13 protein-coding genes are annotated in these 18,863 nt (G+C 64.6%); 7 read left to right on the top strand and 6 right to left on the bottom strand.

From position 1 onward, the window contains the following. Window positions 1-8: 8 nt before the first annotated feature. The 3 genes from RPF88_RS29050 to RPF88_RS29060 form a co-directional block, all read right to left on the bottom strand. Window positions 9-482, bottom strand: coding sequence for a tripartite tricarboxylate transporter TctB family protein (locus tag RPF88_RS29050; protein ID WP_024502813.1), 474 nt, complete (start codon window positions 480-482; stop codon window positions 9-11). 74 nt (window positions 483-556) lie between these two features. Continuing rightward, window positions 557-1,534: a tripartite tricarboxylate transporter substrate-binding protein gene (locus tag RPF88_RS29055; protein WP_013529607.1), complete on the bottom strand. Its 978-nt coding sequence runs from the start codon at window positions 1,532-1,534 to the stop codon at window positions 557-559. Window positions 1,535-1,709: 175 nt separating this feature from the next. Next, window positions 1,710-2,165 (bottom strand): DUF2214 family protein, encoded by a 456-nt coding sequence (locus RPF88_RS29060; RefSeq protein WP_024502811.1) that lies wholly within the window; start codon window positions 2,163-2,165, stop codon window positions 1,710-1,712. A 202-nt stretch (window positions 2,166-2,367) separates the two neighbouring features. Here RPF88_RS29060 and RPF88_RS29065 point away from each other — a divergent pair, with 202 nt between their 5' ends. After that, window positions 2,368-2,901 carry a GNAT family N-acetyltransferase gene (locus tag RPF88_RS29065; RefSeq protein ID WP_013529609.1) on the top strand — a complete coding sequence of 178 codons (534 nt, stop codon included), beginning with the start codon at window positions 2,368-2,370 and terminating at the stop codon, window positions 2,899-2,901. Between the two features lie 141 nt (window positions 2,902-3,042). Here the strand turns inward: RPF88_RS29065 and RPF88_RS29075 are convergent, their stop codons facing one another. Continuing rightward, window positions 3,043-3,807, bottom strand: a complete 765-nt coding sequence (locus RPF88_RS29075) for an IclR family transcriptional regulator (protein ID WP_337123631.1) — start codon at window positions 3,805-3,807, stop codon at window positions 3,043-3,045. Window positions 3,808-3,990: 183 nt separating this feature from the next. On the opposite strand from RPF88_RS29075, the gene RPF88_RS29080 reads away from it, so the two are divergent. The 5 genes from RPF88_RS29080 to RPF88_RS29100 all read left to right on the top strand — a co-directional run bounded on the left by RPF88_RS29080 (window position 3,991) and on the right by RPF88_RS29100 (window position 9,217). Continuing rightward, complete coding sequence (locus RPF88_RS29080) at window positions 3,991-4,965, top strand: Bug family tripartite tricarboxylate transporter substrate binding protein (protein WP_013529611.1); 975 nt, start codon at window positions 3,991-3,993, stop codon at window positions 4,963-4,965. Between the two features lie 139 nt (window positions 4,966-5,104). After that, the gene (locus RPF88_RS29085) at window positions 5,105-5,641 is read left to right on the top strand and encodes a tripartite tricarboxylate transporter TctB family protein (RefSeq protein WP_337123632.1); all 537 of its coding nucleotides are present in this window, start codon (window positions 5,105-5,107) and stop codon (window positions 5,639-5,641) included. 4 nt (window positions 5,642-5,645) lie between these two features. After that, complete coding sequence (locus RPF88_RS29090) at window positions 5,646-7,169, top strand: tripartite tricarboxylate transporter permease (RefSeq protein WP_337123633.1); 1,524 nt, start codon at window positions 5,646-5,648, stop codon at window positions 7,167-7,169. A 15-nt stretch (window positions 7,170-7,184) separates the two neighbouring features. Then, a complete protein-coding gene (locus RPF88_RS29095) occupies window positions 7,185-8,369 on the top strand; it encodes a CaiB/BaiF CoA transferase family protein (protein WP_337123635.1) in 1,185 nt (394 codons plus the stop codon). Continuing rightward, window positions 8,366-9,217 (top strand): citryl-CoA lyase, encoded by an 852-nt coding sequence (locus RPF88_RS29100; RefSeq protein ID WP_063168996.1) that lies wholly within the window; start codon window positions 8,366-8,368, stop codon window positions 9,215-9,217. The genes RPF88_RS29095 and RPF88_RS29100 overlap by 4 nt, the downstream gene beginning before the upstream one ends. A gap of 4 nt (window positions 9,218-9,221) precedes the next feature. Here RPF88_RS29100 and RPF88_RS29105 read toward each other — a convergent pair whose 3' ends face one another. Both RPF88_RS29105 and RPF88_RS29110 read right to left on the bottom strand, forming a co-directional pair. Continuing rightward, complete coding sequence (locus RPF88_RS29105; protein ID WP_337123637.1) at window positions 9,222-9,692, bottom strand: NUDIX hydrolase; 471 nt, start codon at window positions 9,690-9,692, stop codon at window positions 9,222-9,224. Between the two features lie 126 nt (window positions 9,693-9,818). Further along, window positions 9,819-10,127 (bottom strand): hypothetical protein, encoded by a 309-nt coding sequence (locus RPF88_RS29110; protein WP_224675267.1) that lies wholly within the window; start codon window positions 10,125-10,127, stop codon window positions 9,819-9,821. A gap of 635 nt (window positions 10,128-10,762) precedes the next feature. Between RPF88_RS29110 and RPF88_RS29115 the strand changes: the two genes are divergently transcribed. Then, window positions 10,763-18,838 (top strand): autotransporter outer membrane beta-barrel domain-containing protein, encoded by an 8,076-nt coding sequence (locus RPF88_RS29115; protein WP_337123638.1) that lies wholly within the window; start codon window positions 10,763-10,765, stop codon window positions 18,836-18,838. Window positions 18,839-18,863 lie beyond the last annotated feature (25 nt).

Raw genomic sequence — 18,863 nt, forward strand, 5'->3', positions numbered from 1 at the left:
TCATCGCCTTACGATACCAACCACGGGGCCAGCCACGGGCCGAAGCGGCGGAACGGCAGGCCGAGCGCGTAGCTGAAGACAAGGAATGCAAACAATGTCAGGCCGGCCGACAGCACGAGGGCGGTCAACGGCTTCATGCGGCGGCTGGCAAACGACGCGATCAGCGCCGTCAGGAAGATCGACGGGATGAATCCGAGGCCGCGCACCGTCAGGCCGAAGAAGATCGGAGCAGGCAGGATGAGCAGCATGCCGCGCCACGCAATATGCCCGATCGCTTCGCCCTCGACGCGTACAGCCTGGACGAGAATGACGGCGCCGAGCAGGATCAGCACGATCGCCAGGACCAGCGGAAAATAGCCTGGCCCCATGCGCAACGCGGTGCCGATTTCGAGGCCGAGCGATTGCAGCGCGAACCATGCGCCGAAACCGATGAACAGGGCGGCGCACAGGCCGTTGGCCCTGTCGATCGCGAAAGGTTTCATGATGGTTCTCCCAAGCCGCGGTGCGTAGCGGATGCCGAGCGAACAGGGGCGCCGGTGGCGCCCCTGTTCAAACCTCAGTCGGCATACTGGCCGGCGGCTTCGATGATCGGCTTCCAGCGCGCGATCTCACTTTCCAGCTTGGCCTTCAGTGCGGCGGGCGTCGCATCGGCCTCGGGCGATGGCTTGGTGCCGAGTTCGGCGAAGCGGGCCGCGACGTTCTGGTCCTTCAGCGCGACCTGAAGCGATTTCGACAGGCGTTCGGTGATCCCGGCCGGTGTGCCCTTGGGTGCATAGAGACCGTGCCAGATGCCGACCTGCACTTCGGGAAGGCCGCCTTCCACCGTCGTCGGCACGTCTTTCAGCACATCGAGGCGCTCCGGCGAGGTGACGGCATAGGCCTTGATTGTGCCGCCCTGGATCTGCTTGGTGGTGTTGGTCGTCTGGTCGCACATGATGTCGACCTGACCGCCGAGGAGATCGGTCATGGCCGGGCCGGTGCCCTTGTAGGGCACGGTGACCAGCGGTGTCTTGATGGCGCTCATGAACAGCATGCCGCACAGATGCGAGGCCGCACCGATGCCGGCATTGGCGACGGTTATGGAATCCTTGTTGGCCTTGGCGTACTCCACCAATCCCTTAAGATCGGCCGGCTCCAGGTCCTTGCGGCCGACGATGGTCATCGGCACCTCGGTGACGAGGCCGACATATTCGAAGGCGTTCAGCGTGTCGTAGGCGAGCTTTCTGTACAGCGTCGCACTTGTCGCCATGCCGATATGATGGAGCAGCAGCGTATAGCCGTCAGGCTCGGCGTTGGCGACGCGGCCGGCACCCAGCGTGCCGCCGGCGCCGCCGACATTCTCGACGATGACCTGCTGGCCGAGATCCTTCGACATCGCTTCGGCGACGAGGCGCGTGACCGTGTCGGTCGGACCGCCGGCCGCAAACGGCACCACAACGGTGATGGTGCGTTCAGGATAGGTCTGCGCGCTGGCCGCGAACCCATAAAGCGTGACGGCCGCGGCAGCAGCCAGAGTGGCGACAAATCTTCTCATCGTGATCTCCTCCCGGGATATGAATCTCCAACGCCGCGCGGAACTCCTCTCAACACCGGCTGCGCATGAAGCAACAACTAGGGCAAGCTAGCAAATAGCAACTGGGCGGCAAACTGCCGATATCCGCAAACATCCGCACTCGATGGGTGGATAATGTCGGAGGGTGATCGCCACCCTAGTAGCCGTAGCCGCGCGCCATCGCCGCGGCGAAGACCGGGATGAGCAGGAAGATGAAAGCTTCGGCGCGGATATAGGTCTTCACGGACGCAAGTTCGGTCGCCGGCACCTGGAACGAGGCATTGCCGCTCGCCTGCCTGTTCCAGGATATGAAGCGGACGGTCGGGATGATCGACAGCAGGCCGACAGCGCCGAACGCCGCTATCTTGGCCCAAAACACCCAGTTGTAGACGTAGAATTCCCAGCCCTTGAGGCCATAGAAGACACGGCCGATGCCGACGACGATGATCAGCGCGGCGATGACGCCGTAATGGCGGTCGATGCCGGCGAGCCTCTTGAGCGTCGCAGCACCCAGGTCGCCGCGGATCAGGACGAATTCGGCGCCGATGATCCCCGCCAGCGAAAACACCAGCAGATGATGGAAGATCGCAAGCACAAGATCGGTGGTATCCATGCTCTTTTCCCTGGGTTTGACGCCACCAATGCGCGCCTGAAAAAAGGTCGCGCTGGCGGGTGTTGAATCAGCCTGCGGTGAAAAATAACATCGTCGCGCAAAATTCCCATAGCGGCGCCTGGATGATGGGCCGTGTTGCCCTGGCCCCTTGCGCAGCACCGGCGATTTGCTAAGCGCTGGCGATCCGTGCGAGGCAGATCCCATGAACAATCCGCAAGCGACCAGTGCTCCTGTCATCGAAACGAAGCGAACCATCCTGCGGGCACATCGGCTGGATGATTTCGACACCTATGCCGCGATGTGGACCGATCCCGTCGTCACCCGCTTCATCGGCGGCAAGCCGCGCACGCGCGAAGAAAGCTGGATGCGCTTCCTGCGTCACGCCGGCCTGTGGTCGTTGCTTGGCTATGGCTTCTGGGCGATCGAGGAGAAGGCGACCGGGCGCTTCATCGGCGAGGCCGGGTTTCACGATCTGAAGCGCGATATGGAACCATCGATCGAAGGCATTCCCGAGGCCGGGTGGGCGCTGGTTCCGGCCGTGCACGGGGCGGGCTTCGCCACCGAGGTGGTTGGCCGCGTCCTGGCATGGGGCGAAGTGATTTTCGGGCGCGAGAAGACCGTCTGTATCATCGATCCGGAAAATGGCGCTTCGCTGAGGGTGGCTGCCAAGTGCGGTTACCGGGAAGTGGTAAAGACCACCTATCACGACGCTCCGACCATCCTGCTGGCGCGGTGACCTGAGCGGCGCGGCTGACCGCTGCGGGCGCCGGCATGATGGCACCTGTCGCCAGCAACGATGACGAGGCGGGCCGCGCCAAGAACCGCCGTGTGGTTCTGGTCAAGTTGAACTGGGCGAGCCTTCCAATCAGGCCGCATTCTACGGCAGGGCGTCCGCTGCCAGGCTTGCCTGCTCGAGCATTGAGGCGTCCTCGCCGAAGGCGCGGGTGGCGCGGGCCGCTGCCTCGAGCAGCGGACGCTTCATGCGCTGCAGAAAGGCCGCGTCGACGCGCGTGCTTGGTCCAGCCAGGGTCAAGGCGCCGAGCAGGACGCCCCCTGGCCCGAATACCGGCGCCGACACGCCCCCCGTCTCGGGGTCGCGGTCGCCGACGGCGAGACAGTTGCAGGTCTTGCGGATGGTCTCGTAAGGTTCGCCCTGCTGGCCCGAAAACGCTGCGAGCACGCGGCCGCCCGAGCCGAGCATCAAAGGCAATACGTCGCCTTCGCGTATCGTGTAGCGGATCGGGTGCTTGGATTCGACGCGGTAAAGACAGGTGCGGACATCGCCCGAGCGAACGTAGAAGGCAACGCTTTCCCAGCTTCGCTCGGAAAGATCGCGCATGATCGGCAGCAGGATGTCGACCGCCACGACCGAACGCTGGTAGAGCGCACCGAGCCGAAACGTCGCGGGTCCGACGCGGTAGCGCCCATTGTCGAGGCGCTCGAGCAATCGCCCGCGCAAAAGGGAATTCGCAAGCCGCAGGATGGTGCTCTTGTAGAGGCCGGTGCGCGCCGCGATTTCGGCCAGGCTGAGCGACCGGTCCTCCGTGCTGAAGGCATCGAGGATGGCAATCGCCCGATCGAGTGCTGCAACACCTTCGGTGCGGTCGATTTCCGCATCTGCCGATTTGCTTGGCGAGTCCATGGCGGTTCCAGTTTGAAGAAAGCCGAGTGACGCGACTGTGTCGCGCCGCCAAATCGTTCTGTCCAGCAGAATATCGTTTCCGTTGACAGAACTCCGTAACATCTGCTTGAAATCGATGACGGGTCTGGATGCAGGCGCGTTTTGGCGGGCACCGGAGGAGGTGTCGTGATTTGGAGGAATCCCATGCTGGACAGACGCAGATTTTTGATGAGCACCGCAGCCGTGGGTGCCGGGCTGATGACGTCGCATCTTTCTCCCGCTTTGGCCGAAGGCGCGCCCCAGATACAGCTCTTCGTGCCTGCCGCACCGGGTGGCGGCTGGGACCAGACGGCGCGCACGATCGACCAGGTGCTGCGCAGTGAAAAGCTCATCTCGGGTTCCCAGATCACCAATGTCGGCGGCGCCGGCGGGACTGTCGGGCTGCCGCAATTCATCAGCCAGTGGAACGGCAAAGGCAATTCCCTGATGGTTGCCGGCATGGTCATGGTTGGCGCCATCATTGCCAACAAGGCCGCCAACAATCTGACGCAGGTCACCCCGATCGCCCGCCTTACCGGCGAGTTCGAGGCCTTGGTCGTGCCGGCGGAGTCGCCGTTCAAGACGGCCGCTGATTTCGTCGCCGCGCTCAAGGCCGATCCGACAAAGGTTCCTGTCGCCGGCGGCTCCGCAGGCGGTTCCGATCACATCCTGTTCGGCCTGATTGCCAAGACCGTCGGCGTGCCGGCGACAAACCTGTCCTACGTGCCGTTCGCCGGCGGCGGTGAGGCGTTGTCGGCGCTGCTCGGCAACCAGGTCGCGGCCGGCATCTCCGGCTTTGGCGAGTTCTCCGAGCAGGTCAAGGCGGGCGCGCTGCGGCTGCTCGCCATCTCGGCAGACAAGCGCCAGGACGGCATCGATGCGCCGACGCTGAAGGAGGCCGGCATCGATGTCGAACTGTTCAACTGGCGCGGCGTCTTCGCACCGCCGGGCATTTCCGACGCCGACAAGGCAGCGATGATCACCCTAATCGAGACCATGGCCAAGAGCGACGCGTGGGCGACCGAATGCAAGAACCGCAACTGGACGCCGATCCTGCTCACCGGCGACGACTATGCGAAGTTCGTCACCGAGGATTCAGCCCGCATCGAGGCGATCCTGAAGGATCTCGGGCTCGCCTGATCCATCGTCATAGGGGCGGCGCAGGTCGCCCCTTCTCGCATGAAATGCAAGCCGGCATGACCCTGCGGTGGGGAGCAAGCATGCGGCGCCGGGCATTTTCGCCAACCATACTTGGCCAGCTCTCCTGGGGAGGACAATCATGAGCACCAGCGACCAGCAGGCGGCGCCGTCGCGGCTTGCCTTGCCGGAATTGTTGATTGGCATCGGGCTCCTGGCCTGCGCCGGCGCCGTTGCCTGGCAGACGCTGGCGATCCCGGTGTCGCCGCTCTACTCCAAGGTCGGCCCGACCGTCTTTCCCTACCTTACCATGGTTGGCCTGGTGGTACTTTCGCTGTTGCTCATCCTTGCCGCGCTTCGCGGCGGCTGGCAGCCGGAGGAGGAAAAGGAGACGCCGACCGACTGGAAGGCAATGGGCTTCGTCGTCATCGGCCTGATCGCCAATCTGCTGCTCATCCAACCGCTCGGCTTCACGGCGGCATCCGTCATCATGTTCGTGCTCGTCTGCTACGGCTTCGGCAGCAAGCGTACGCTGCGGGACGTCGTGCTCGGCCTTATCCTGGCGCTGGCCGCCTATTTCGGCTTCGCCAGGGCGCTCGGCGTCAACATCGGTGCCGGTTTCATCGAGAACCAGCTGAACGCGGTCATCGATGCGTTCATCACCATGTTGAGGGGCTGACGCCATGGAAACGCTCGGACATCTCGCAAACGGCTTCTCGGTCGCCTTCACCCCGGTCAACCTTCTGTGGTGCCTGCTCGGCACCACGCTTGGCACCGCCATCGGTGTGCTGCCCGGTCTTGGGCCGGCGCTGACCATCGCGCTGCTTTTGCCGATCACCTATCAGGTGGCGCCGGAGGCATCCTTCATCCTGTTTGCCGGCATCTATTACGGCGCCATGTACGGCGGCTCGACGACGTCGATCCTGCTCAACACGCCCGGCGAAAGCGCCACCATCGTCACCGCGCTGGAAGGCAACAGGATGGCGCGTTCCGGCCGCGGCGGTGCAGCCCTCGCCACTTCGGCGATCGGCTCGTTCGTAGCCGGCACGATCGGCACGATGGGCGTCGCTTTCCTGGCGCCGGTGGTGGTCAAATTCGCGCTGGCCTTCGGTCCGGCCGAATATTTCTCGCTGATGGTGCTGGCCTTCATCACCGTCTCGGCGGTGCTCGGCTCGTCTTCCGTTCGCGGCCTGACCAGCCTGTTCGCAGGCTTCGTCATCGGCATGATCGGCGTCGACCTGCAGACCGGCCAGCCGCGCTTCACCTTCGGCATGACCGAACTGCTCGACGGCGTAGACGTCATCATCGCCGCCGTTGGCCTGTTTGCGGTCGGCGAGACGCTGTACATGGCCTCGCGCCGCTATGCCGGCAAGGACGAGATCGTGCCGCTGAAGGGCTCGCTCTACATGACGGCGGCCGAGTGGGGGCGTTCGTGGAAACCCTGGCTACGCGGCGCCGCGATCGGCTTCCCGATCGGCGCCATGCCGGCCGGCGGCGCCGAAATCCCGACTTTCCTGTCCTATGCCATCGAAAAGAAGCTGTCGAAGCACAAGCAGGAGTTCGGCACGGTCGGCGCCATCGAAGGCGTTGCCGGCCCCGAGGCCGCCAACAATGCGTCCGCAGCCGGCGTGCTGGTGCCGATGCTGACGCTTGGCCTGCCGACCTCGGCGACGGCGGCGATCATGCTGTCGGCGTTCCAGAGCTACGGCATCAATCCCGGACCACTGCTTTTGACGACCCAGGGCGACCTCGTCTGGGGGCTGATCGCCAGCCTGTTCATCGCCAACGTCATCCTGGTCATCCTCAACCTGCCGCTGATCGGGCTGTGGGTGCGGCTGCTGAAAATCCCGGCGCCGCAGCTCTATGCCGGCATCCTGGTGTTCGCCACGGTCGGCACCTATGGCATTTCGCAATCGCCCATCGACCTCGTCATCCTCTATCTGCTGGGGGCCGCCGGTTTCCTGATGCGGCGGTTCGATTTTCCGACCGCGCCTGTCATCATCGGCATGATCCTTGGGCCGCTCGCCGAAACCCAGTTCCGCCGGGCGATGACGATCTCGAATGGCGACTGGTCCGTGTTCTACACCCACAAACTGTCGCTGACACTGCTGACGCTCGCCTTCATCGGCCTCGCCGGCCCGCATATCTGGGCCTTCATCGAGCATCGTCGTCGGCGCGGACCGGAGCATGTGCCCGGCGATGCCTGATCGATCCCTGATGCCATGACAGAACTGCTTTCCGGTATTCGCGTCCTCGACCTGACCAATGTCCTGGCCGGTCCCTACTGTGCCTATCAGCTGGCGCTGCTGGGCGCCGACGTGATCAAGGTCGAGGCGCCGCAAGGCGGCGACCTCGCCCGCCAGCTCGGCGGCTCGGCAAAGCTGAACAGCGCCGGCATGGGCGCCTCGTTCCTGGCTCAGAACGCCGGCAAACGGTCGGTTGTGCTCGACCTCAAGAAGCAAGCCGATCGCGAGCGCTTTTTCGATCTGGTGGCCAGCGCCGACGCACTGGTGGAGAATTTCCGCCCCGGCGTGATGGATCGGCTGGGGCTTGGCTACGAGGCACTGAAGACGGTCCGTCCGGGCCTCGTCTATTGCGCGATATCGGGTTTCGGCCAGACCGGGCCAATGCGCGATAATCCCGCCTATGACCAGATCATCCAGGGCCTGTCTGGGATCATGAGCATCACCGGCACACCGGAAACGGCGCCGCTGCGGGTCGGCTATCCCGTCGCCGATACGCTTGGCGGACTGGTCGGCGCGTTCGCCATCGCCTCGGCGCTGGTGCGGCAGAAGACGAGCGGCGAGGGTGCCTTTCTCGACGTTTCGATGCTCGAATGCACACTTTCCGCACTTGGCTGGCCGGTTTCCAACTATCTGACCGCAGGTATCGACCCCATGCCGATGGGCAACGAGAACATGACGGCGGCACCCTCCGGTGCGTTTCGCACCGGCGACGGGCTCATCAACATCGCCGCCAACAAGCAGGAGCAGTTCGTGGCGCTGTGCCGGCTGATCGGCCGGCCGGAATTGGCTTCCGATGTCCGCTATGCAGAGCGCGAGACGCGCAAGCGCAACCGTGCGGCGCTTAAAGTCGAGATCGAGGACGCCCTGGCGGGCGCCTCGGCGGCGGCCTGGGAAGAGACGCTCAATCGCGCCGGCGTGCCTGCCGGCAGGGTGCTGACGATCCCGCAAGTGCTGGCCGAGCCCCAAGTCCTCGAGCGCCAGGTGACCGCGCATTTCGACGATGTGGCTGGCATGGACAAGCCGCTGACCGTTTTGCGCGGCGGCTTCATGGTCGATGGCGAGGCGCCCTTGCCGACAAAGCCGCCGCCGGCGCTCGGCGAACATATGGGTGAGGTGTTCGCCGACCTGCCGCCCCGCGCCAGGACAAAGGCACGCGCATGAGCGGCACGGAGAAGAAGACGGGCCGTGAGCGCGGCGAGGAATGGTGGCAGACCGATATCATCGAGATGCGGCCTGGTGTCATCCGGCTGCGCGGCTACGAGATCCAGGATCTGATCGGCCGCGTCAGCTTTCCGGCTGTCATCTGGCTGATGCTGCGCGGCGAACTGCCCAGCGAGGACCAGGCAGAATTGCTCGGCATTGCCTTGGCTGCCGCCGTCGACCATGGACCTCAGGCGCCATCGATCGCCATCGCGCGCATGGCTGCAACCTGCGGCGTCGGTATCAACAGCGCCATGGCCTCGGCCATCAACGTTCTCGGCGACGTGCATGGAGGCGCCGGCGAGCAGGCGCTTTCCTTCTATGGTGACATTGCCGTGGCGATCGATGCCGGGATGACGCTGAATGAGGCGGTCTCGGCGCGGCTCGATCGGTTCTTCGCCGAGGAGAAGGGCTATGTGCCGGGGCTCGGACATCGCTTCCATCCCGTCGACCCGCGCGCGCCGCGCTTGCTGGAACTGACCCGCGAATTTGCCGCACGCGGTGCCGTCAATGGGCGTTTCGCCGATATCGCCGAAGCGGTCGAGGCGGATGTCGAACGCCGCAAGGGGAAAAAAATACCCCTCAACATCGATGGCGCCACCGCCGTCATCTATGGCGAACTCGGTTTTCCGCCGCCGCTGACGCGAGGGCTTTTCGTGCTGTCGCGCTCGGTCGGCATCCTGGCGCATGCCTGGGAGCAGTCGCAGCAGGCCGAGCGAAACAAGGGGCCGCTGCCGCGCGAGTGGCTGTGGGCCTATACCGGCACGCCGGTGCGGCCGTTTCCCGAAAGCGATGACCCCGGCGAGTGAGGCTCTACGCCTGGTCCATCTGCACAGGGATCTTCAGCGTCTTCACCAACGTTGAAAGATCCGGCTCGTCGATGAGCATGGCCGCATCGGCTGGCGCCAGCCAGGCCCGCTGGCGTCGTTTGGCTTCCTGCCAGTCGGCCAGTTCCTCGCTCACCTCGAGCAGGTAGACGATGACGTCGACGCGGACAAAGCGATTGGCCAGCCGCTTCCAGTAGGAATAGGTGCCCGCCGGCTGCTTCAGCGTCTTGCCGAGCACGCCGGCTTCCTCCTGCGCCTCGATGGTGGCCGCCTTGCGTCCGCTCTTGCCCTTCATCGGCCAGCCCTTGGGGACGATGAAGCGCCTGGTGGTACGCGACGTGACCAGCATCACCTCGATATCGCCACGCGCGGTCAGCCGGAAGGGAATAGCCGCCACCTGGCGGATTCTCTCGCCCTTCTTTGCCTTGCGTACGGCCTTTTTCTTGGTGGCTGCCATTCGTCAATCCAGTCGATACAATGCCGCATAGCGCGACAAGGCGTCGTTGCAAAACCAAAACTTTCGCATGTGCCAACGACACTCGAAATACATAAGTCGGCTAAATAAACGAAAAAGGCCTTGATGTCAGCGGCAATTGCTCACGGCGGTGGTGCCGATTATCTGGGTCTGGCAGCTTGGCTTGAGCTGCTGCACGACCGGTGGCGGTTGCTGAAAGATCTGGCGGTCCTGGGCGCGATTCTGCTGCTGTTGCTGTTGATATTGCTGCCGCTGTAACCTGTTTTGCAGGATTTGCAGGTCGTTCTGCCGGATCAGCGCATTGTTGCCGGTAGCGGGATTGAGCGCTTGCGCGGAAGCCGGCAGGCAAACGCCCGCCAGCACTGCCGTGGCCAGCATTGCCACTGTGAAGATCGTTGATGGCCGAAGTGCCGACATCCGTTCATTCCCGCGCAAAAACTCTGTCCTTTGATATAGGGCGTTTGCGCGTCGATGCCATGGCCAGCGGGTCGAGTATCACGAAATCGGGCGGTCCAATCGCTTTGTTCTGCGATTTCGGCCGCGAAACGGCAGATAGTCATCATATGATGACTATGAAACGTCGGTGGCTTTGGTCAGTGTTCCCCACGTAAATTTTTGGTTTCATCCGGCATAAGTTAATGTATTCTAATTGAGTCAGAGCTCCGCAAGTGGGAATACGGATGCCCTGTTTTAATGCATTGAACCTTATTGCACAGTGCCGGCATCCTTATTGCAATTGCATGAGCAGAGCATAGCGGTGGCGTCGGACTCAAGCAGGCATTGAGGCGCGCCCCCGTAAAATGGGGGGTAAGTGCATGGCTTTGTTCACAGAGCGCGTTGCCGTATTGTCGTGCGCATCGGCCGACGACGGTTCAGCCAGGGCATGTTCTGAGGAAGTTCTTCGTGATGCCGCGGCGACTCAGAAGGGTTTGCCCGGCCGGCCGAATCAATGTCTCGCCACTCTGCCCAAACGGATAGCTCGATTGCTTTGCGCTACGGCACTGGTGGGGCTGGTCTTTCCTTACGCTCAATCTCCGGTCCATGCGCAGCAATTGTCCATCAATACGGATGGTGCACCGGGCGACAATGGTGATGACGGAATCGGTACTGCTGACGCCGGAGATGGCCATTCGCCGGTGGCGCCGGCTACGGGAACGAATAGTGTCGGCCGCACGACCTCCGGGGAGGCCGCTTTCGTTGGCAGCGCCCGGGGTGGGCGCGGCGGCGATGGCGGCTCGGCTGTCCATGCAACAGCCGTCCCGCCTTTTGTGGAGATCAAGGGTGGTAAAGGCGGCGATGGCGCCAAGGGCGGAACCGTCGATATAACAAACAACGCATCTGGCGCCCTCGAAACATCGGGGGACAATGCTCCCGGCATATCGGGCGACGCCAGCGGTGGGGATGGTGGTAACGGCGCATGGGCATTCGCCATCGCGGTAGGCGGTAAGGGCGGCGTCGGCGGGCGGGGTGGCGATGGCGGCACGGCGACCGTGACCACTACGATCGAAAGCAATATCATCACGCACGGGGTCAATTCGAACGGCATCACCGTCAATTCCAGCGGAGGGCGCGGCGGCAATGGCGGCTTGGGCGCTGCGATCGGTGCCGGCAAGGGTGGCAATGGCGGCAATGGCGGTTTCGGCGGTGACGCGAAAGGCGATAATGCCGGCTCCATTTCCACGGACGGGGCTTTCTCGAAGGGTATGCTTGTGCGGTCGGCGGGCGGCGTTGCCGGTGATGGTGCGAGTGGTTTCGGTATCGTGGGTAACGGCGGCAATGGGGGCGTGCCGACAATCGGCGGCAATGCCGAGGGGATAAATTCCGGGACCATCACAACTCGGGGAGATTTTGCCAGCGGCATGGTCGTGCAGTCGGTGGGCGGTGGCGGCGGCGACGGCGGTGGCGGTCTAGGTCTGTTCGGCGGTGGCGGCGCGGGTACGGATGGCAATGACGGCCGGGCAGCCACGGGGACCAACACCGGCAACATCACCACCAGTGGCCTGGGCGCCATCGGCATGCTGGTCGAGTCGGTGGGCGGCGGCGGCGGCGATGGCGGCGGCGCCATCGGTCTCGTGTCGATCGGTGGCAAGGCAAGCGGTGGCGGCCAGGGCGATACGGCGACCGGCAATATTGGCGGCGTCATCAAGACCGGCGTCGATGGAAACGGCGGCGACGGCGCGCATGGCATTCTGATCCAGTCGGTCGGTGGTGGCGGCGGCAATGGCGGCTACGCCATCGGCGTAGCGCCTGCAATTTCGGTCGCCATCGGCGGTGGCGGCGGCACTGGCGGCAAGGGTGGCGTGGTCAACGTCAATCAGGCCGGCAACGGTGTGACCGTCGAGACGAACGGCCGTTCCGCTAGCGGCATCATCGCACAGTCGGTCGGCGGCGGCGGCGGCAATGGCGGCGGCGCCATTGCCATTGGCGGCCTGGTAGGTGTGTCGGTAGGCGGATCAGGCGATGCGGCGGGTGACGGCGACAAGGTGAATTACAACGTTGCGAACGCCAAGGTCACCACGCTCGGGGACGATTCCATCGGCGTGCTTATGCAGTCGGTGGGCGGCGGCGGCGGCAATGGCGGGTTTGCACTTTCCGGCTCGACCGTCGCAGCAGTGGGCGTCGGCGGCAGTGGCGGCAAGGCGGGTAAAGGCGGCGTGGTCGACGCGACCGTCGGCGGCACCGTCAACACCTCCGGGGATCGGTCGACCGGCATCGTTGCCCAATCGATCGGCGGCGGCGGCGGCAATGGCGGCTTTTCCGGCGCTGCCAGCTTCGGCGCCAGTGTGGGTGTCGGCGGCAGTGGCGCAGGCGGCGGCGATGCCGATGCCGTCACGCTGCGCACGGCTGATGGCGCGATGCAATCGATCACCACGGACGGCGCGGATTCGGCCGGCCTGATCGTGCAGTCGGTCGGCGGCGGCGGCGGCAATGGCGGCTTTTCCGGTACACTGTCGGCGATTGCCGGCTTCGGCATGGGGGGAAGAGGCGGCGCGGCCGGCAAGGGCGTGGCGACGGAAGCCACCTATAATGGTTCGGTCGAGACTTTCCGCGAAAGGTCGGCCGGTATCATCGTGCAGTCGATCGGTGGCGGTGGTGGAAATGGCGGCGGCCAGTTCGGCCTGAGCGTCAACGCAAGCGTGGGCATCGGTGGTTCGGGCGCGGGGGGCGGCGAAGCCGGGACGGCAAAGTTCTTCTCGACGACAACACTTGACGTCACGACCCATCAGTCGGACTCGGCCGGCGTCATCGTGCAGTCGGTCGGCGGCGGCGGTGGCAATGGCGGCTTCTCGTTGAACGGCGCGGGTCTTGTGGCTGCTGTCAGCATCGGCGGCAAGGCCGGCACTGCCAGCGACGCCAAGGCAGTGACGGTCGGCATCAATTCAGGGCTGATTCACACGCTTGGTGACCGCTCCACGGGTATCATCGCCCAGTCGATCGGCGGCGGCGGCGGCAATGGCGGCGGCACGGCTTCCGCCGGCCTCGGCGCCAACGTCACAATCGGTGGCAAGGGAGGTGGCGGCGGCACGGGCTGGACCGTCGATGTCACCAATGGCGCGGCGGTACACACCGAAGGTGTCCAGTCTCATGGCATCCTGGCGCAGTCGATCGGCGGCGGTGGCGGCTCAGGCGGATTTGCCGTCTCGGTTGGCGGGCCGTCCTTCTCGCTTGGCGGCGATGGCGCGTCGGGCGGCGGGAGCAAGAAGGTCTATGTCGAAAACACAGGCCTGATCAGCACGGACAAGGATATGTCGATCGGCATCTTCGCGCAGTCGGTCGGCGGCTCGGGCGGCGACGGCGGGTTTGCGATGGCGGCCGGCGCCTTTGCCGCGGTCGGCATCGGTGGCAAAGGCGGGGCCGGCGGCGCGGCCGGCGAGGTAGAGGTCAAGAACACCACCAACATCACGACGGTGGGCTCCCTCTCACACGGCATTCTCGCCCAGTCGGTCGGCGGCGGTGGCGGCAATGGCGGATCTGTCGGAACGTTTGCCGTCGGTCTGTTCGGCGCCGCTTCCGTGGCGATCGGCGGCGGTGGCGGCGATGGCAATCTCAGCAACCAGGTCACGGTCACCCACAAAGGTGACATTCATGTCGGCGGCATGGGCTCGAAGGCCATCCTTGCGCAATCGGTCGGTGGCAGTGGCGGCAACGGCGGTTCGGCTTATTCAGGCGCGGTCAGCGCTGGTCTCTACGTGTCCGCTTCGGTCGGGGTTGCCGTGGGTGGCGAGGGCGGCAACGGAGGCAATGGTGGAAAGGTAACGGTTCGGGCTGATGGCAACCTGATTGCCGACACCGACGCAGCCGGTTCCGGCGGCATCGTTGCCCAGTCCATCGGCGGCGGCGGCGGCAATGGCGGCCGCGCTGCCACGATTTCGGGTGCAGCCAGCACGGGGGTTAGCGTTTCACTCGGTGTCACTGTTGGTGGCTGGGGTGGCGACGGTGGCAAGAGCGACCTCGTCATCGTCGACAGCGGCATGAATGGCGGCGGCAGCATCGTTACCAAAGGCGCCAACGCGATCGGCATCCTCGCGCAATCGGTGGCCGGTAGCGGCGGCAATGGCGGCGATTCCTGGGGAGCTGCAGGCGGCTTCGGGGTCAACGCCAGCATCAATGCGACGGTCACCATCGGTGGCGGCGGCGGCAAGGGCAACATCAGCGGCGATGTCGCCGTTCACAACGCCATGACGATCAAGACGGGTGGGGACATGAGCGCCGCGATCGTTGCCCAGTCGATCGGCGGCGGCGGCGGCAATGGCGGAGCAACCAATGGCGCGACGGCCGATCTCGGTACAGAAAACGGCGTCAACGTCGCCGTCAACGTTGGTGTTGGCGGGGCGGGTGGCACAGGCAACAAGTCCGGTGCCGTGGATGTTACGAATTCCGCCAATTTGACCACCGACGGCGACTATTCGTCCGGCATTGTTGCCCAATCGATCGGCGGCGGTGGCGGCATGGGCGGTGCGACAAACACGCAGGCCTTCCACGTCGGCGGCACCGCCGGCACGAGCGTTACCGCAAATGTCAGCATCGGCGGCAATGGCGGCGAAGGCAACGATGCCGCCTGTGCCGCGGACGCAGGTGGCAATGCCACTTGTTTCGATGGCAAGGTCGGTGTCGCAGTCGATAATTCGGGCGAGATCCGCACAAGCGGGTTCAACTCGGTCGGCATCCTCGCCATGTCCATCGGCGGCGGTGGCGGCGGCGGCGGCTCGGCTTCGACCAAAGAGGATATCGTCGGCCCAGGCGATGCTGGCGAGACTTCGGTCGGTATCGGCGCGGCGATCGCGCTCGGTGCCGGCGGCGCTGGCAATGGCGGCACGGTTTCGGTGACCAACCGCAATCTGATCGTCACGGACGGCGCCGATTCCTATGGCATCAGCGCCAATTCGATCGGTGGCGGCGGCGGTGTCGGCGGCTCGTCCAGCTCTGGCGTGCTTGGCACTTACGCAATCGGCGGCTCGCTTGGCGGTGCGGGTGGCAAGGGCGGCAATGGCAACCAGGTCGATGTCGTCAATATGGCCGGCGCAACGATATGGACCAAGCAGGAGCGCTCGATAGGCATCTTCGCGCAGTCGGTCGGTGGCGGCGGCGGCGCAGGTGGTGCCGGCGAAAGCAAGGGCAAGAGCGATGGCGGTGAGGTCGCGGTAAACCTGTCGCTTGGCGGCTCGGGTGAGGTCGGCGGCAACGGCGGCAAGGTCAATGTCGAAAACAGCGGCATAATCCAGACCGACAAGGCCAATTCCCACGGCATCCTGGCGCAGTCGATCGGCGGCTCCGGTGGCGTCGGCGGCGCGTCCGGCACGTCATCCACCGACTCGAAGATCGCCATCACGCTGAGCCTCGGCGGCGCCGGCGGCGCTGGCGGTACCAGCGACAAGGTTCACGTCCAGAACTTCCAGAGCGGTTCGATCCTGACGCAGGACGACAACTCGCACGGCATCTTCGCACAGTCGGTGGGCGGCGGCGGTGGTGCGGGTGGCGCTGGCTCGACGGAGACCGGTAAGGCCGAGACGGCCGTTACCATGTATATCGGCGGCCAAGGCGGCAGTGGCAGCATCGGCGGTGAGGTCGAGGTCAACAACTTCGGCAAGATTGAAACACTGGGCTATATCTCGCACGGCATTTTTGCGCAGTCGATCGGCGGTGGCGGTGGTGCCTCGGGTGCCGCGACCGGCGCATCGGAAGCAGACATGACAATCGGTGGCGGTGCCAGCATACCCAACGGGATTCCGATCCCGGTGGTCGGCGACCCCAACGACCCCGACAACGAGGCCGATGGTGGCAAGGTCACCGTCACCAACGATGGCGAGATCATCACACACAAGGATGGGTCATACGGCATCTTCGCCCAGTCCATCGGCGGCGGTGGAGGATATGGCGGCACGGTTTCGTCCGACTTCGCCGGGTCCGATTCCTTTGCTCTCAGCCTGGGCGGCAAGGGCGGCAACGGCGGCGATGGCGGAGATGTGAGGGTTGAGGTTTCCGGATCGATCGAAACCTTCGGCGCCCGCGCGCATGGCGTCGTGGCGCAGTCGGTGGGCGGCGGCGGCGGTGTCGGCGGCGACGCAAAAGGTAAAACCTCGAACGCGCTCGGCATCGGCGGCCTTGGCGGCAATGGCGGCGATGGCGGCGACGTGACCGTGATCCGCACCGGCACCATCACCACGCATGGTGTCGATGCGGTCGCCATCATCGCTCAGTCGGTCGGCGGCGGCGGCGGCATCGGCGGTGCCGGCTTCGGGCGCTTCGGCGCCACGGCGGATGGCGGCAGCGGCATCGACAACAACACCATCGGCTTCAACACATTTGCGGGTGCCAAGGGCAATGGCGGCACGGTGACCATCCAGCAGGACGGCGAGATCGTCACCGATGGCGAGCGGGCGCACGGCATCGTGGCCCAGGCGGTGGGCGGCGGCGGCGGCCTGGCCGGCACGCTCTCCGCCGGCGCTGCCGGTTCCGGCGGTGGCATCGGCGATGCCGCGGCGGCGACGGCGACGGCCATGAGCCAGGTCTGGGTCAAGGGTGCGAGCTCGTATGCCATGTTCGGACAGAGCGCGACCGGCATCGGCGACGCGCACGCGGTTACGCTGACCGCGGGCGACAGCCTGTTCGCGCAGGGTGCTGGTTCCGTGGCCGCCTACGGCGAAAGCACAGCCAACGGCGCGAAAGGCAACATCACCATCAATCTCAACGGTCATTACACGATTGGCGGCGCCGGAACCGGCGTTGCCGCCATGCTCGTCGGCGGCGCCAACAACGCGCTGACCAACCACAGCCTGCTCTACGCAATGGGAGCGACGCCGACATTCGAGATCCAGGCAGCGGATATCCAGGCATTCCAGACCTTCCTGTTGGCGCCCGGTCCCGTCGTGCCGACCAATGCGATCCTGGAATCGCTGCTCGATGATTTCAGTCCGCTGGCCATTACCGGCACGTCGGGTGATGACCATGTCGACAATTCGCCGCTGGGCGACGCGCTGGGACGCGTCGTCGGCAACATCGATCTCGGCGGCGGCAACAACAGCTTCCACAATTTTGCAGATGCCTCGATGGTCGGACTGAAAACCATCGATCTCGGCGGCGGGCTGTTCACCAATGACGGGCTCTATACCAACCAGGGCATCGGCGTGGTGGCGAAGGTGGATGTCGGCGGCGGCTTCAAACAAAACCTCTCCGGCGATTTCGTCACCGATGTGGATCTCAACAACCAGATCACGGATGCCCTGGCACTAACGGCGGCCGGTGACTTCAACGGCGAAGCGCCGCTGAATTTCCTGTCGATCGATAAGCTGTTCACGGAATATGTGGTCGCCAATGGCTCGGGGATGACCGACTCCGGCATAGCAGCGAAGACCTTGCATCCGGCAGTGGGCTTCAACTTCCAGTTCCGGGTGGATGGCGGCACCGATCTCGTTCTTTACGCCGACAACCCGACATTCCTGGAACTGGCGCAGGATCCGGGGTCCGGCACCACCGATCCCGGCGTGTTCCAGATGGCGCAGTACCTTGACGATGTCGAGGCAGCATCGACCCCGGACAACCCGATGGCCAGGCTGATCAACATGCTGCGCTTCCTGCCCAATGAAGAGGAACTGGGTGCAGCATTGACCCGGCTCACACCGCATTATGCCGTGCATACGTTCGACATGATCAACCGCGAAGCCGACATGATGCTGGAAGCGGCGCGTGAGTGTACTGGCGTGCCTGCCTACAAGAATCCCGACGGCCGCTGCGTCTGGGCAACGATCAGCCCGCAGGCCGAGTACGGCCGCGACGCGGGTGCTGGCACTACAAGCCGCGACGACGTCCTGAAGACGATGTCGCTTGGCGGCATTGGCGAGATTGGCCAGAACTGGTCGCTTGGCGCCACCATCGGCCGCACAGAGTTCGATTCCAAGATCGGCTTTGATGGAGACCTGCTGTCGGAGACCACCGGTGAGGCCTGGCAGGCCTACGCGCTGGCCAAATATACCAACAAGAATTACTTCGTGGACTTTGCACTCGGTGGCGGCACGGGCTCGTTCAAGGGCGAACGCGACACCCATATCGACCCGGCATTCTACATTCCGGGCGAAACGTTGGCGGGTGATTATCTCGACGAGGTAATGCTGCCTGGCATCGGCAGCAGCGTCACCTACACACAGAAGACCGCGATGTTCGGCGGCTCGGCGCGGTTGGGTTTCACCCGGGAGATGGGCGCGTTCTATCTGCAGCCGACAGTGCAGTTCGACGCGCGCTGGCTGCGTGTCTCAGGCACGGAGGAGGGTTCGGTCGCCGCCTTCAACTTCGATGGCTCGGCCAACACTTACTATTCTGCAACCCCTGCAATCGAGATCGGCACCGACATCGCGCTCAGCGACATTGCCAGCCTTCGCGTCTACGGCAAGGCCGGGGCGGAGTTTTCCAACAAGGAGTGGGAAATCGAAGGTCGCTTCGCGGCGGCGGAGAATCTGCCTGGCAACCCCGCATTGCACTTGACGGAGGCCGTCGATTCGCCGCTCTATCGGGTCGGCGCCGGCCTTGAACTGAATGGCGTCAATGGCGTCGGCATGTCCGTCAGATATAATGGCGCCTTCGGCGAAACGGTTAAACAGAACGCGATCAGCGCGTCTCTCAAGGTCAGCTTCTAGCTGGCCCGAGGCGGAGCCGGGCGGG

This window comes from Mesorhizobium sp. ISC11, from assembly GCF_037162595.1.
Classification (GTDB): Bacteria; Pseudomonadota; Alphaproteobacteria; order Rhizobiales; family Rhizobiaceae; genus Mesorhizobium; species Mesorhizobium ciceri.